Raw genomic sequence first — 14,086 nt, 5'->3', positions numbered from 1 at the left:
AACACTATTATCCTCTTTTCCATCTTGTTCCTTGCGCCGTATCTTCTAAAATAATATTTTTAGCCTTTAATTCATCTCGAATTTGATCTGCTAATTGGAAATTACGATCTTTACGAGCCTGAATACGATCTTGGATCAATTGATCAATTTCTTCGTCTAGAAGTTCAGCTTCTCCAAACGTAATGCCTATTGCAGCACCTAATTCTTTAAACTCTTTAATAAAGGCTTCAATTACATCTGTAGACGTTGTTTGTTCTAATAAATACAAGTTAGCTTGCTTTGCTAGCTCGAACAGAACAGAAATGGCATTTGCCGTATTAAAATCATCATCCATCTCTTCAACAAACGTTTCGCGAAGCTCTTTTAGCTTTTCGAACCATTCTGAAGCATCTTCTTGAAGATTTGTTGCTGCCTCTAGACGGTGAGTTAAGTTGCCGTAAGCTGTTTGCAGACGCTCAAACCCTTTGCGCGTATTCTCTAAAATTTCTTCGTTATAGTTAATTGGATGACGATAGTGAACAGATAAAATAAAGAATCGAAGTAGGGACGGATCATGCTTTTTAATAATGTCATGAACTAACACGAAGTTCCCTAGTGATTTAGACATCTTTTCATTATCAATATTGATATATCCGTTATGAAGCCAGTATTTCGCAAACGATTTCCCAGTGAGCGCTTCTGATTGGGCAATTTCATTTTCATGATGAGGGAAAGCTAAATCCTGACCGCCTGCGTGGATATCAATTGTATCACCTAAATACTTGCGTGCCATCGCAGAGCACTCGATATGCCAGCCTGGTCTTCCTTGACCCCAAGGGCTATCCCATGCGATTTCTCCATCTTTGGTTGCTTTCCAAAGAGTAAAGTCTAATGGATCTTCTTTCTTTTCTCCAACTTCGATACGAGCACCGGATTGCAATTCATCAATAGATTGATGTGATAATTTTCCGTATCCTTCAAACTTACGTGTACGATAGTATACATCACCCTCTGACTCATATGCATATCCTTTTCTCACCAGTTCATCAATGAACTCAATAATGATATCCATATTTTCAGTTACGCGTGGATGCACATCGGCATGCTTGCATCCAAGAGCTGACGTATCTTCAAAGTAAGCATCGATAAAGCGGTTTGCGATCGTTGGAACATCTTCTCCTAACTCTTTTGCTGCCTTAATTAATTTATCATCCACATCTGTGAAGTTTGAGACATACTCTACATCGTAGCCTCTAAATTCTAAATAGCGGCGCACCGTATCAAATACGATTGCAGGACGCGCATTTCCAATATGAATATAGTTATACACGGTCGGTCCGCACACGTACATTTTGACTTTGTTTTCTTCTAGAGGTACAAATGTCTCTTTTTGACGTGTTAACGTGTTATATAGCTTAATTGCCATGGTGAATCTTCCCTTCTTTTAATTCCTTTAATTGATTTTGCAGGTGTAAAATTTCTTTCTCTAGCTGTTTAAAACGCTCTGCATCTGGATCTGGCAAATCTTGATGATTCAAATCTTTTGGAATCCGGACGCCATTTTGAATGACGACTCGGCCAGGGATACCAACAACCGTTGAGTTTTCTGGGACGTCATTTAACACAACTGAGCCCGCTCCAATTTTGGAGTGCGCATGAATCGTAATCGACCCTAGTACTTTAGCACCTGTTGCAATTAAGACATTGTCTTCGATCGTCGGGTGACGCTTTCCTTTTTCTTTCCCTGTTCCTCCGAGTGTTACTCCTTGATATACTGTTACATTATCTCCAATTTCGCACGTTTCCCCAATCACAATTCCCATTCCATGGTCAATAAAAAAGCGGCGGCCAATTTTCGCACCCGGATGGATTTCAATCCCTGTGAAGAATCGGCTAATTTGTGAGATTACACGTGCCAGAAAAAACCACTTTCTTTTAAAAAGCCCGTGAGCGAATCTATGTGCCCAAATAGCATGCAACCCCGAATAGGTTAATATCACTTCAATATAACTTCTTGCTGCAGGATCTTGTTCAAATATGGCTTCAATGTCTTCCTTTAACAACTTTAGCATCATCTCACCCCAATTCCGCTATTCCTCTATCTACTCATTGATTGTATAAAAAAACGCCCCTATGTCAAATGACACAGAGACGTATATACGCGGTTCCACTCTGTTTGGATCAAAAAACGATCCCAACTCTTCTCTCATAACGTGAAAGTACCCGCTTTTGCCTACTTACTTTAGCAGCATTCAACAAAAGACTCAAAGGCGCACTTCAACAAGTTTTGTCATAGGTTACTTTCAGCCGGTGATAACCCTCTCTGGTATGCAATGAACTTGCCTACTCTTCCTTCTCAACGATATCCATATTTGATTATTCTATCATATGGGCAAAATAGAAATTTGTTAACTATAAATGCTTTCTAGACGAGCTAAAACTGTTTCTTTCCCTAAAAGAGAAATAGCTTTTGGAAGCTCAGGACCGTGTGTTTCGCCTGTTGTTGCTACACGAATTGGCATAAATAGTTTTTTACCTTTTTGACCTGTTGCTTTTTGTACAGCTTTTGTTGCTGCCTTAATTTCATCAGCACTGAATTCTTCTAAGGAAGAAATTTCTTCAGCAAATGCTTTTAACACTTCCGGTACTTGCTCTTCAGCAAGCACTGCTTTTGCTTCTTCACTGTAATCAATTTCTTTCTTAAAGAACATTTCAGTAAGTTCAACAATCTCAGCGCCAAAGCTCATTTGTTCTTGGTATAGAGCGACTAAGTCACGTACCCATTGTTCTGTTTCTGCATCGCGCGTTTCTTCAACTTTTCCAGCTTTCACTAAGTGAGGAACTGATAAAGCTACTACCTCGTCTAAATCCAATTGTTTCATGTATTGGTTGTTCATCCAACGTAATTTGCTTGTATCAAATAGTGCTGGAGATTTTGATAAACGAGCTGGGTCAAAAATTTCAATAAACTGTTCTTTAGAGAAGATTTCTTCTTCTCCCACAGGTGACCAGCCAAGCATTGTAATAAAATTAAACAGTGCTTCCGGCAAGTAGCCTAATTCTTTATATTGCTCAATAAACTGAATGATTGACTCATCACGTTTACTTAGCTTACGGCGATTTTCATTTACGATTAATGTCATATGACCAAATACAGGAGGCGTCCAGCCTAAAGCTTCATACACAAGAATTTGCTTCGGTGTATTAGAAATATGGTCATCTCCGCGTAGAACATGTGTCATCTTCATTAGATAATCATCAATGGCTACAGCGTAGTTATATGTTGGTGTACCGTCTTTTTTCACAATAACGAAATCACCAATGCCTTCAGATTCAAATGATACTTCATCTTTGACTATATCATTCCATTTAATTTCTGTGTTGCTAGGAACACGGAAGCGAATGCTTGGCTCACGGCCTTCTGCTTCTAGTTCAGCACGCTGTTCAGCTGTTAAGTTACGGCACTTACCTGAATAGCGCGGCATTTGACTGTTCGCCTGCTGTTCTTCACGCTCTTTTTCAAGCTCTTCTGACGTACAGTAACAGTGATAAGCTAACCCTTTTTCAAGAAGTTCTTCCGTATATTTTTGATAGATTTCCGTACGTTCAGACTGGCGATAAGGACCGTACTCGCCGCCTACGTCGATACTCTCATCCCATTCAATACCTAACCATTTTAAATAGCGCAGCTGACTTTCTTCTCCGCCTTCGATATTACGCTTTTGATCTGTATCTTCAATACGGATAATAAATTTACCGTTTTGATTTCGTGCAAATAAATAATTAAATAGTGCTGTTCTTGCATTCCCTATATGAAGATGTCCAGTTGGACTCGGGGCATAACGAACTCTTACTTCGCTTGACATAACTAAGATGACCTCCAATTTAATATTACTTATAGTATGTATTTATATGTTTTAGACATGTTCTAATTTTATCACCAAATAGGTATCTGTCAAAGTCAACTGTTTTTATTTTTGATAAACTAAAACGGCTGCTTGGGCGGCAATTCCTTCTTCACGTCCCGTAAAGCCTAACTTTTCTGTTGTTGTTGCCTTGACGTTAATTTGAGAAATGCTTGCTTCTAACAGCTGCGCAATACGCTCTCTCATTGGTTCAATGTAAGGAGCCATTTTAGGTTTTTGCGCGATAATTGTGCAATCTACATTGCTTAATTCATAGCCTTCATCTTTTAGCAGTTTCCATACGTGTTGAAGAAGCTTTGCTGAATCAGCATCTTTAAATTCAGGGTCTGTATCCGGAAAATGCTTTCCGATATCTCCCTTAGCCGCCGCTCCTAATAAGGCATCTGCGATTGTATGCAACAGCACATCTGCATCTGAGTGGCCTAATAATCCTTTTTCATACGGAATTTCTAAACCGCCGATGATTAAAGGTCTTCCTTCTGCAAATTCATGTACGTCGAAACCTTGTCCTACTCGAATGTTCATTTTTCCACTCCTTCAGTCTTGTTTAGCTTTGTTAATATAGCTTCTGCATATAACAAATCTTCTGGTGTTGTTAGTTTTATATTATCGTAATTTCCCTCTACAATCGATACTTTTTGCCCCGCTTTTTCTACTAAGCTTGCATCATCGGTGCCTAAGTATTCATTTGTTTTTGCTTTTTCGTGTGCATCCATTACTACATCAAAAAGAAAAGCCTGCGGCGTTTGAATAGCCCACAAGCTAGAGCGCTCAACTGTTTCAATGACAGTACCCTGTTCCACACGCTTAATTGTGTCTTTTACTGGAACAGCCAGCACAGCAGCCTTATCACTAGCAGCTTTTTCTACTAACTCATGGATTGTGTTTTGTTGAACAAATGGACGAGCACCATCATGAATTAATACCATCTGAGCCTGCTTTAAACTTTTAAGGCCGTTATAAACGCTATGTTGACGTTCATCGCCTCCAACTGTCAATGATTGAACCTTTTGAATTGGATATTCGATTAATAACTCTTCAAAAATCTCCATTTCTTTTTCGTTTACAACTAGTACAATTCCACTGCACCAAGGATCTTGTTCGAATTTTTGCAGCGTATGAATGATAAGCGGAACGTTTTGAATAGTTAAAAATTGTTTGTTCCGCCCCGCTTTCATTCGCTTCCCCTGACCTGCAGCTAACACGATAATTTCATACTTCATAGGTATACTCCCTTTACCTGTTACGTCACAGTGCTTTTTCTAATAACTTGGGTTTCGCAAAAATCATACGGCCTGCTGAGGTTTGGAGTACGCTCGTCACCAGTACATCAATTTGCTTTCCAATATAATTTCTTCCTTCTTCTACCACGATCATTGTACCGTCATCAAGATAGGCAATACCTTGATTGTGCTCTTTACCGTCTTTTATAACCAATACGTTCATTTCTTCTCCTGGAAGTACAATTGGCTTGACGGCATTTGCTAAGTCATTGATATTTAAAACGCCAACATTTTGAAGTTCACATACTTTATTTAAATTAAAATCGTTTGTCACGACCAAACCGGAAGTTAGCTTTGCCAATTTAACCAGCTTGCTGTCTACTTCTTGAATGTCTTCGAAATCGCCTTCATAAATTTCTACCTTCATTGCCAGTTCTTTTTGAATACGGTTTAGAATATCTAGACCTCGTCTACCTCTGTTTCGTTTTAGAACATCCGACGAATCAGCAATATGCTGAAGTTCCTCAAGCACAAAGCGCGGAATAACAATCGTTCCGTCTAAAAATCCTGTTTGACAAATATCTGCGATACGGCCGTCAATAATAACGCTCGTATCTAAAATCTTAAGAGACTTTAATGATTCTTCGTTATCTGTTTCTTCTTCTTGTCCTTTTTTCTTCCCAATTCGAGCCGGCATCGAAAACACGCTTACAAGTTCATCACGTTTTTTAAACCCGACTTGAAACCCTAAGTAACCTAAAAGAATACTTAGAAAGATTGGTAAAATGGTACTTACTACTTGAAGTTGAATTCTGCCTAAAAAAGCTCCGACCAAGTAGGCTACAATAAGCCCTAAAATCAATCCTAAGCTCCCAAAAAGCACATCCGTTACAGGCGCCTTCAGTAACGCCTCTTCCACTCGGCGAATTAATTCAACTATATAATCAACAATCCAAAACGTGACAAGGAAAAACAAAATGGCTCCTAGTATTGCATCGACGTAAGGCTTTTCTAGAAATGCTACATCTTGCAGATTTAATAATTGAATAAGTTCAGGTATAAAAAAGACGCCCAATGTACCACCTGTAATAATAAAAAATAACTGTACAAAACGTTTTAACACGCCTTCACCTCCCTTTATCATTATAAACAGTTTACAATGATTGAAACCTGTTATTTAACCAAAAAACAGAATTTGTAAACAAACTGTCACTTTTTTTGTATTTTCACAATATCTTAATGAATCAAACATTTAATGTCAATTAATATCCTATAGCTGGCGGTTTGTAAGATGCTGCTCTTTTAGTCTTTTTAGGCCTTCTCTGATTTTCCGTGCTCGAATTTCACCGATGCCTTCTACCTCATCCAATTCTTCTACCGACGCATCTGCTATCGTTTTTAAATCCCCTAATTCATCAATGAGATTTTCAATAATAATCGATGGAAGTCTTGGAATTTTATGAAGCATTCGATACCCTCTAGGAATAACGCTGTCTTCAAAGCTTGTATACATGGGATATCCCATTAAGCGAAGAAGCGTTTGGTCATCGAGAAGAACATTATTTGACGGCTGCTGCATGCGTTCAATTACTCGGTAAGGGTCAAAGCTGAGGTCATACATATAATCTTTGATTAATAAAGTTGCTTCTTCCTCTAAGTGGGAAAGTAGTTCATTCATTTGGAGACGGATTAGTCTTCCTTCTGTTCCTAACTCGCTAATATAGCTCAAAATTTCATTTTTAATACGCAGAACCATTTCTGTACGATGAAGCGACTGCAGCACATCTGTATGAGTTACTTGCTCTTCAAACTCTAATGCACTGAGACTTGTAATCGATTCGTCTAATACCGCCTTGTACTTTTCAAGTGTTCCAAGCGCTTGATTCGCTTTTGCTAAAATAACGCTAATGTCTTTCAATACATACTGCAGAGACCCTTTGTAAAGCGTAATCACATTTCTTCTTTGTGAAATGGCTATTACCAATACACCTGACTGCTTAGCTACACGCTCTGCTGTACGGTGTCGCATTCCTGTCTGTGAAGAAGGAGTAGAGGGGTCTGGCATGAGCTGAGCATTAGCAAATAATATCTTGCTTCCGCTGTCATTTAAAATAAGCGCTCCATCCATTTTGGCTAACTCGTATAAATGCGCAGGTGTAAATGCACAATTAATCGAAAATCCTCCATCTACCATCTTTTTGACTTGTTCATTGTAGCCCATAACAATTAAGCCGCCCGTCTTTGCCCGCAAGACGTTATCGATACCGTCACGAATAGGGGTTCCTGGTGCTACAAACTGCAGAATTTCTGATATTTGTTTTTGACTAACTGTTGTTTTTTCTCCTTCCACTGCTTATCCTCCTAATGTATATTGCAGAGCCTCCGCTACTGTTGATACCCCAATCACCTCAATACCATCTGGGACTTTCCATCCTCCTAAATTTTTCTCTGGGATAATAATTCGTTGGAACCCTAATTTTACCGCTTCTTGAACGCGCTGTTCAATTCTAGATACTCGGCGTACTTCACCTGTTAATCCTACCTCTCCTACAATAACATCCGTAGCGCTAGAAGCAGCATCTCTGAAGCTTGAAGCAATACTAACGGCTACAGCTAAATCAATTGCTGGTTCATCTAATTTCACTCCACCTGCTACTTTTAAATAAGCATCTTGATTCTGCAGCAGCATTCCTACACGCTTTTCTAAGACAGCCATGATAAGCGAAACGCGATTATGATCTACTCCCGTCGCCATTCTTCTAGGGTTTCCAAAGCTCGTTGGACTGATTAGCGCCTGCAGCTCTACTAATACGGGCCTTGTCCCTTCCATTGAAGCGACAACAACCGATCCTGCTGCTCCCTGAGACCGTTCTTCTAGAAAGATTTCAGATGGATTCAATACTTCTTCTAGCCCACTTTCTTTCATTTCAAAAATGCCCATTTCATTTGTGGATCCAAATCGGTTCTTAACTGCTCTTAATATACGATACGTATGATGGCGCTCTCCTTCAAAATAAAGAACCGTATCCACCATATGTTCAAGAAGTCTTGGCCCTGCAATGGCCCCTTCTTTCGTTACATGACCCACAATAAAGATGGCAATTCCATTCGTTTTAGCAACACGCATTAGTTCAGCCGTACACTCTCGCACCTGTGAGACGCTTCCTGGCGCTGATGTGACATCAGCATGGTAAATGGTTTGAATTGAATCAATCACCACAAAATCAGGCTGCATGCTTGAGATGGCCTCTAGTATTAATTCTAAGTTTGTTTCTGCGTGAACATAAAGCTCTTCAGCTTTTACACCTAGCCTGTCCGCTCTTAACTTCGTTTGTTTGGTTGATTCCTCTCCCGAAATATATAGTACTTTATTTTGTTTCATTGCTAACTGCGCGGAGGTTTGCAAAAGTAAAGTAGACTTTCCGATACCCGGATCTCCCCCTATTAAAACGAGTGACCCTCTGACAATACCTCCTCCTAATACACGATTTAACTCTGCAGAAGGTGTGAAGATTCGTGGTTCTGTTGTAGATTCAATCGCTGTAATTGACTGAGGTTTTTGGACTTTAGAAGCAGTAGCTCCGGAAAAAGCTCCTCGGCGTGATGATTTCGTTTCTTCCATTTCTTCTACCATAGAATTCCAGCTTCCGCACCCGGGACATTTCCCCATCCATTTTGCTGTTTCATATCCGCAATGCTGACATGCAAATTTTGTTTTTCGTTTCGCCATTATGTTATCAATCTCTCCGTTCATTCAATCGATTTCTATCTCTATTGTACACTATTTCCTAAGCTAAAATAAAAAGGGAGGCATACGTGTTTTTTCGTATGCCTCGTCTTGGTTTGAGTAAATTTAGCTGATGCTGCTTGGAGCGGAGGATTTAACAACAAATTCTCCTTTGTCTACATCTAGCGTCACTTTCTGACCTTTTTGAACAACCCCTTTTAGCAGCTCTTCAGATAAACGGTCTTCAATATGTTTTTGAATTGCTCTACGAAGTGGACGAGCACCGTATTCTGGATCAAAACCTTCCTCTGCAATCTTATCAATTGCCTCTTTTGTTAATTCAAGATCAATTTCTTGCTCTTTTAAGCGTCTTGTTAACTGATCCGCCATTAATTTAACGATTTCAGCTAAGTGAGGTTTCTCTAATGAATGGAAGACGATAATTTCATCGATACGGTTTAGGAACTCGGGACGGAACGCGCGCTTCATTTCCGCCATTACTTTTCCTTTCATATCTTTGTAGTCTTGCCCTTCCGCTTCTACTGTGAACCCTAAGTGCTTGCTTCGTTTTAATGTATCAGCACCTACGTTTGATGTCATAATTAAAATCGTATTACGGAAATCAACTGTACGGCCTTTTGAATCTGTTAAGCGTCCATCTTCTAACACTTGTAATAAAATGTTAAATACATCCGGATGCGCTTTTTCAATTTCGTCTAAAAGAACAACTGAGTAAGGTTTTCTTCTTACTTTTTCCGTTAACTGGCCGCCTTCTTCGTATCCAACATATCCCGGAGGTGAACCTACTAAGCGTGAAGTAGAATGTTTCTCCATGTACTCAGACATATCGATACGAATCATTGCATCTTCATCGCCGAAGATTGACTCCGCTAATGCACGTGCAAGCTCTGTTTTACCAACCCCTGTTGGTCCTAAGAAAATGAATGAACCAATTGGACGTTTTGGATCTTTCAAGCCTGCTCTAGCACGGCGCACAGCTTTTGCAACTGCTTTTACCGCTTCTTCTTGCCCAATTACACGAGAGTGAAGAATCTCTTCCATGTTTAGCAGTCTTTCTGTCTCTTCCTGTGCCAGTTTAGAGACCGGTACACCCGTCCAGCTAGATACCACCATCGCAATATCTTCTACGGTTACAGCTGAGTTTTCTTTACCTTGCTGCTCTTTCCAAATTTTCTTTGTGTCTTCTAATTCTTCGCGTAGGCGTTGCTCTGTATCGCGTAAAGATGCTGCTTTTTCAAATTCTTGACTTTGAACAGACGCATCTTTTTCATTGCGTACTGATTCTAATTTTTGCTCTAATTCCTTTAAATTTGGCGGCGTTGTAAATGAACGTAAACGCACTTTTGAACCAGCTTCATCAATTAAATCGATTGCTTTATCCGGTAAGAAACGATCGGAAATGTAGCGATCTGATAGTTTCACCGCTTGCTCGATTGCCTCATCAGAAATAGATACACGGTGATGCGCTTCATAACGGTCACGAAGCCCTTTTAAGATTTGAATAGACTCTTCCAACGTTGGTTCATCCACTTGAATTGGCTGGAAGCGACGCTCTAACGCTGCATCTTTTTCAATGTACTTTCTGTATTCATCTAAAGTCGTAGCACCGATACACTGAAGTTCTCCACGAGCAAGAGACGGTTTTAAAATATTAGAAGCATCGATAGCACCTTCTGCACCACCAGCGCCAATTAATGTGTGTAACTCATCGATAAAGAGAATGATATTACCTGCTTGACGAATTTCATCCATTACTTTCTTCAGGCGATCTTCAAATTCTCCGCGGTATTTTGTACCAGCAACGACCGTTCCCATATCCAAAGTCATAACGCGTTTATCGCGTAAAATTTCTGGAACCTCATTGTTGACGATTTGCTGAGCCAAACCTTCAGCGATTGCCGTTTTACCGACACCTGGCTCCCCAATTAATACAGGATTGTTTTTTGTACGTCGGCTTAACACTTCAATAACACGCTGAATTTCTTTCCCACGTCCGATAACAGGGTCTAAGCTTCCTTCGCGGGCTACAACTGTTAAATCGCGTGCTAAGCTGTCTAGCGTAGGTGTATTAGCGTTTGAAGAGCCTCCGCCTTGATGACTTGAAGCAGCTTCATTGCTACCTAATAAATGAAGCACTTGCTGACGAGCTTTATTTAGGCTGACACCTAAATTATTTAAAACGCGTGCTGCAACGCCTTCACCTTCACGAATTAAGCCTAGTAAGATATGTTCTGTTCCTACATAAGAATGACCAAGCTTTCGGGCTTCATCCATTGAAAGTTCAATGACTTTTTTCGCTCGAGGTGTATAATGAATGGTCTGCGTTAATTCTTGGCCTCTGCCGATTAATGCTTCCACTTCTTTTTGAATTTTTTCAGTGCTTAGGCCTAGAGCAGAAAGAGCTTTTGCTGCAATTCCTTCACCTTCACGAACGATACCTAATAAAATATGCTCCGTTCCAATGTTGTTGTGACCTAGGCGTAGTGCTTCTTCCTGTGCTAAAGCTAATACTTTTTGTGCGCGCTCTGTAAATCTACCAAACATCATATAATCGTCACCCTCCACGTTTAATTTGTGTTTTTATTTATAGTGAGACGTTCTCGAATTAAGGTGGCTCTTTTAATGTCACGTTCTTGAGGCTTTAGGGGACCTCCCGAATACTTTTGTAAAAAGCCTGGCTGCGTCATAATGATAAGTTCATTCAATATATTTTGACTCAGTCCTTTTATATACCCTAAATCGATTCCTAATCGAACATCTGATAAACATTGTGAAGCTTCTTTTGACTCAATAATACGGCTATTGGCCAATACTCCATATGAACGATACACTCGATCTTCTAACTCTACATGAGATGTTTTAAACAGCGCGTCTCTTGCAGAGTGCTCTTGTGTAATCAACTGCTGTACGACACTATTTAAATCTGCCACAATATCTTCTTCAGATTTCCCTAAGGTTATCTGATTAGAAATTTGAAAGATATTCCCTAAAGCTTCGCTACCTTCTCCATAAATTCCTCTCACCACTAAGCCAAGCTGGTTAATAGCGGGAATAATACGATGAATTTGACGGGTCATCACTAAAGCCGGCAGATGCATCATCACAGATGCACGTAGCCCAGTACCCACATTTGTGGGACAGCTGGTTAAATACCCTCTATTTTCATCAAACGCATAATCTACGTATTTCTCAATCCAATTATCTACTTTATTCGCTGTGCTTAAAGCTTCAGATAATTGAAGGCCTGGAAATAAACATTGTATGCGTAAATGATCTTCTTCATTAACCATAATACTCAAATCTTCTTTTTCTGATAAAAAACAAGCTCCGTTGTTATCTCCTTCAGCCAAGTTAGGACTGATAAGATGCTTTTCAACCAACACTTGCTTTTGAAGAGGCTGTAATTCGTTCATCTTTAGTAAATGCAAATTCCACTGATTGGTGTTTTCACTTTTTTGAAAAACTTGCTCGAATACTCGAACCACTTCAACTGCGTGTTCTTTAGAAAAGAGAGTTGGAAAAAGATAATGAGTTAAATTTCGAGCCAGCCTGATTCGACTGCTTAGAACAATATCTGAATTCGAAGCTTCTTGACGCATCCAAGAGCTAACAGGCTGGGAAAAGAACAAATCCTGGGACATGAATTACGATTCCTCCTCTCTCGATTCGTTCATCTTCTTTTCTAGTAACCGAATGTGATCTCGGAGTTCAGCTGCTTTCTCAAACTCCTCTTTTTCGATATACTCTTTTAAGTTCAATCTTAATGCCTGTAATTCCTTTTTTAAATGAAGATTACTTGCAATTCTTGCTGGTATTTTTCCATGATGCAGATAATTACCTCCATGCAACCTCTTCAGGAAAGGAATAAGAGGTCGCTCAAATGTTTTGTAGCAATCTGCACATCCAAACCTGCCGATTTTAGCAAATTTTTGATATGTCATGCCACAAGTAGGACAAGAAAGAACTTCCTGATTTTGTTGCTTATAATTTTCAGTTACTGCTGGATCTAGGTTAAGTAGGCCAGCTAGTAAGTTATTGATTGAAAAACCTTGCTGATTTGAAAAAGAAAATGCATCTCCATTTTCTGAAGCGCATTGTTCACATACATGCATCTCCGTCTTTTCACCATTAATGATTTTTGTGAAGTGAAGAGTTGCAGGTCTCGTTTCACATTGCTGACAAATCATCCTGTCATCACTCCCTGTTCTAAATAAAATAGATCATGAGCTTATCGGTAGCGTAATGAATTAAGCATTGCTTTTAAAAGATTAGCCCTTAGCTCATCACGATAAGGAAGTTCAATATTAATAACTGAACGATTGATAACACTCAACATAATTTTTGCTTCTCGTTCTGTGATGACTTTTTCTTCAACTAACCTAATAATGACGTTTTCAGCACTTACTTGTGAAATTTCATTTTGAATCATCTCAATTACTTGCTGAAACAAATCCGCTGCATCATGCATTTTTACTTTTGCAATACGAATAAAGCCGCCGCCGCCTCGCTTACTTTCTACAAGATAACCTCTCTCAACTGTAAAACGGGTATTGATAACGTAATTAATTTGCGACGGAACGCATTGAAATTTATCAGCAATCTCACTGCGCCTTATTTCAACAATTTCTCTTTCACTTAATTCAAGTACTTGTTTTAAATACTGTTCGATAATGTCAGAGATATTTGGCACGCTGCCCCCTCCTTCTGACTTTGACTATATTTGACCTTAATTTAAATATAAAAGGAAACGAAAAAATTTTCAACTATGTACTATTAAAGTTTATTCTTTACTTTTATCGTTGCCACTAAAATTTATTTCAAAACCTGCAAATCGTGAATTTTATTGTTCTTACTATACTTTTTCATAAAACAAATAAATTGTAAACAAAAAAGGACTAGCTAWWWTAGCTARTCCTTTTTCAGGTGCCTGGCAACGTCCTACTCTCACAGGGACAAAGTCCCAACTACCATTGGCGCTAAAGAGCTTAACTTCCGTGTTCGGTATGGGAACGGGTGTGACCTCTTCGCTATCGCCACCAGACAAGAGATTGCTCTCTCAAAACTAGATAACAGTTCGCTGAGTAAAGCTTACGCTTTTAAAGTTTGGTTAAGTCCTCGATCGATTAGTATCAGTCAGCTACACATGTCGCCACGCTTCCACCTCTGACCTATCAACCTGATCATCTTTCAGGGATCTTACTAGCTTGCGC

12 protein-coding genes, 2 rRNA genes and 1 other annotated feature are annotated in these 14,086 nt (G+C 39.5%); all 14 genes read right to left on the bottom strand.

The features are described 5' to 3' along the window. Window positions 1-7 precede the first annotated feature (7 nt). Entirely contained in the window at window positions 8-1,405 is a 1,398-nt protein-coding gene (gene cysS / locus AC1DRF_RS02620) for a cysteine--tRNA ligase (protein WP_043982717.1), read from the bottom strand. Continuing rightward, window positions 1,395-2,051, bottom strand: coding sequence for a serine O-acetyltransferase (cysE, locus tag AC1DRF_RS02615; protein WP_025753192.1), 657 nt, complete (start codon window positions 2,049-2,051; stop codon window positions 1,395-1,397). Before cysE ends, cysS begins: the two co-directional genes overlap by 11 nt. Before the next feature lie 72 nt (window positions 2,052-2,123). Continuing rightward, window positions 2,124-2,348 (bottom strand) — a binding site (T-box leader). 39 nt (window positions 2,349-2,387) lie between these two features. After that, window positions 2,388-3,845, bottom strand: coding sequence for a glutamate--tRNA ligase (gene gltX, locus AC1DRF_RS02610; protein ID WP_028412658.1), 1,458 nt, complete (start codon window positions 3,843-3,845; stop codon window positions 2,388-2,390). 105 nt (window positions 3,846-3,950) lie between these two features. After that, a complete protein-coding gene (gene ispF, locus AC1DRF_RS02605; RefSeq protein WP_013054903.1) occupies window positions 3,951-4,430 on the bottom strand; it encodes a 2-C-methyl-D-erythritol 2,4-cyclodiphosphate synthase in 480 nt (159 codons plus the stop codon). After that, on the bottom strand, window positions 4,427-5,128 hold the full coding sequence (gene ispD, locus AC1DRF_RS02600; protein WP_323619295.1) for a 2-C-methyl-D-erythritol 4-phosphate cytidylyltransferase: 702 nt from the start codon (window positions 5,126-5,128) through the stop codon (window positions 4,427-4,429). Before ispD ends, ispF begins: the two co-directional genes overlap by 4 nt. Before the next feature lie 25 nt (window positions 5,129-5,153). After that, window positions 5,154-6,251, bottom strand: a complete 1,098-nt coding sequence (locus AC1DRF_RS02595) for a PIN/TRAM domain-containing protein (protein ID WP_013054901.1) — start codon at window positions 6,249-6,251, stop codon at window positions 5,154-5,156. A gap of 147 nt (window positions 6,252-6,398) precedes the next feature. Further along, window positions 6,399-7,478 (bottom strand): DNA integrity scanning diadenylate cyclase DisA, encoded by a 1,080-nt coding sequence (gene disA / locus AC1DRF_RS02590; protein ID WP_013054900.1) that lies wholly within the window; start codon window positions 7,476-7,478, stop codon window positions 6,399-6,401. 3 nt (window positions 7,479-7,481) lie between these two features. Continuing rightward, on the bottom strand, window positions 7,482-8,858 hold the full coding sequence (gene radA, locus AC1DRF_RS02585; RefSeq protein ID WP_477740306.1) for a DNA repair protein RadA: 1,377 nt from the start codon (window positions 8,856-8,858) through the stop codon (window positions 7,482-7,484). A 123-nt stretch (window positions 8,859-8,981) separates the two neighbouring features. After that, entirely contained in the window at window positions 8,982-11,423 is a 2,442-nt protein-coding gene (gene clpC, locus AC1DRF_RS02580; RefSeq protein WP_043982721.1) for an ATP-dependent protease ATP-binding subunit ClpC, read from the bottom strand. 20 nt (window positions 11,424-11,443) lie between these two features. Then, the gene (locus tag AC1DRF_RS02575) at window positions 11,444-12,517 is read right to left on the bottom strand and encodes a protein arginine kinase (protein WP_097825356.1); all 1,074 of its coding nucleotides are present in this window, start codon (window positions 12,515-12,517) and stop codon (window positions 11,444-11,446) included. A gap of 3 nt (window positions 12,518-12,520) precedes the next feature. Then, entirely contained in the window at window positions 12,521-13,063 is a 543-nt protein-coding gene (locus AC1DRF_RS02570) for a UvrB/UvrC motif-containing protein (protein ID WP_427076960.1), read from the bottom strand. A 41-nt stretch (window positions 13,064-13,104) separates the two neighbouring features. Next, window positions 13,105-13,566 (bottom strand): CtsR family transcriptional regulator, encoded by a 462-nt coding sequence (locus tag AC1DRF_RS02565; protein ID WP_013054895.1) that lies wholly within the window; start codon window positions 13,564-13,566, stop codon window positions 13,105-13,107. A 235-nt stretch (window positions 13,567-13,801) separates the two neighbouring features. Further along, window positions 13,802-13,917: ribosomal RNA gene (gene rrf, locus AC1DRF_RS02560) — 5S ribosomal RNA — on the bottom strand. A gap of 62 nt (window positions 13,918-13,979) precedes the next feature. After that, window positions 13,980-14,086, bottom strand: a 23S ribosomal RNA gene (locus AC1DRF_RS02555); the annotation flags it as partial.

The sequence above is a fragment of the Priestia sp. P5_B4 genome (genome assembly GCF_056400385.1).
The sequence above is the reverse complement of the archived record's forward strand: the minus strand, read 5'-3'. Positions and strand labels throughout refer to the sequence as shown.

Bases quoted from the DNA above. Each gene is read 5' to 3' on its own strand.
- cysS (WP_043982717.1), bottom strand. From the start codon at position 1,405: ATGGCAATTAAGCTATATAACACGTTAACACGTCAAAAAGAGACATTT.
- cysE (WP_025753192.1), bottom strand. From the start codon at position 2,051: ATGCTAAAGTTGTTAAAGGAAGACATTGAAGCCATATTTGAACAAGAT.
- gltX (WP_028412658.1), bottom strand. From the start codon at position 3,845: ATGTCAAGCGAAGTAAGAGTTCGTTATGCCCCGAGTCCAACTGGACAT.
- ispF (WP_013054903.1), bottom strand. From the start codon at position 4,430: ATGAACATTCGAGTAGGACAAGGTTTCGACGTACATGAATTTGCAGAA.
- ispD (WP_323619295.1), bottom strand. From the start codon at position 5,128: ATGAAGTATGAAATTATCGTGTTAGCTGCAGGTCAGGGGAAGCGAATG.
- radA (WP_477740306.1), bottom strand. From the start codon at position 8,858: ATGGCGAAACGAAAAACAAAATTTGCATGTCAGCATTGCGGATATGAA.
- clpC (WP_043982721.1), bottom strand. From the start codon at position 11,423: ATGATGTTTGGTAGATTTACAGAGCGCGCACAAAAAGTATTAGCTTTA.
- AC1DRF_RS02575 (WP_097825356.1), bottom strand. From the start codon at position 12,517: ATGTCCCAGGATTTGTTCTTTTCCCAGCCTGTTAGCTCTTGGATGCGT.
- AC1DRF_RS02570 (WP_427076960.1), bottom strand. From the start codon at position 13,063: ATGATTTGTCAGCAATGTGAAACGAGACCTGCAACTCTTCACTTCACA.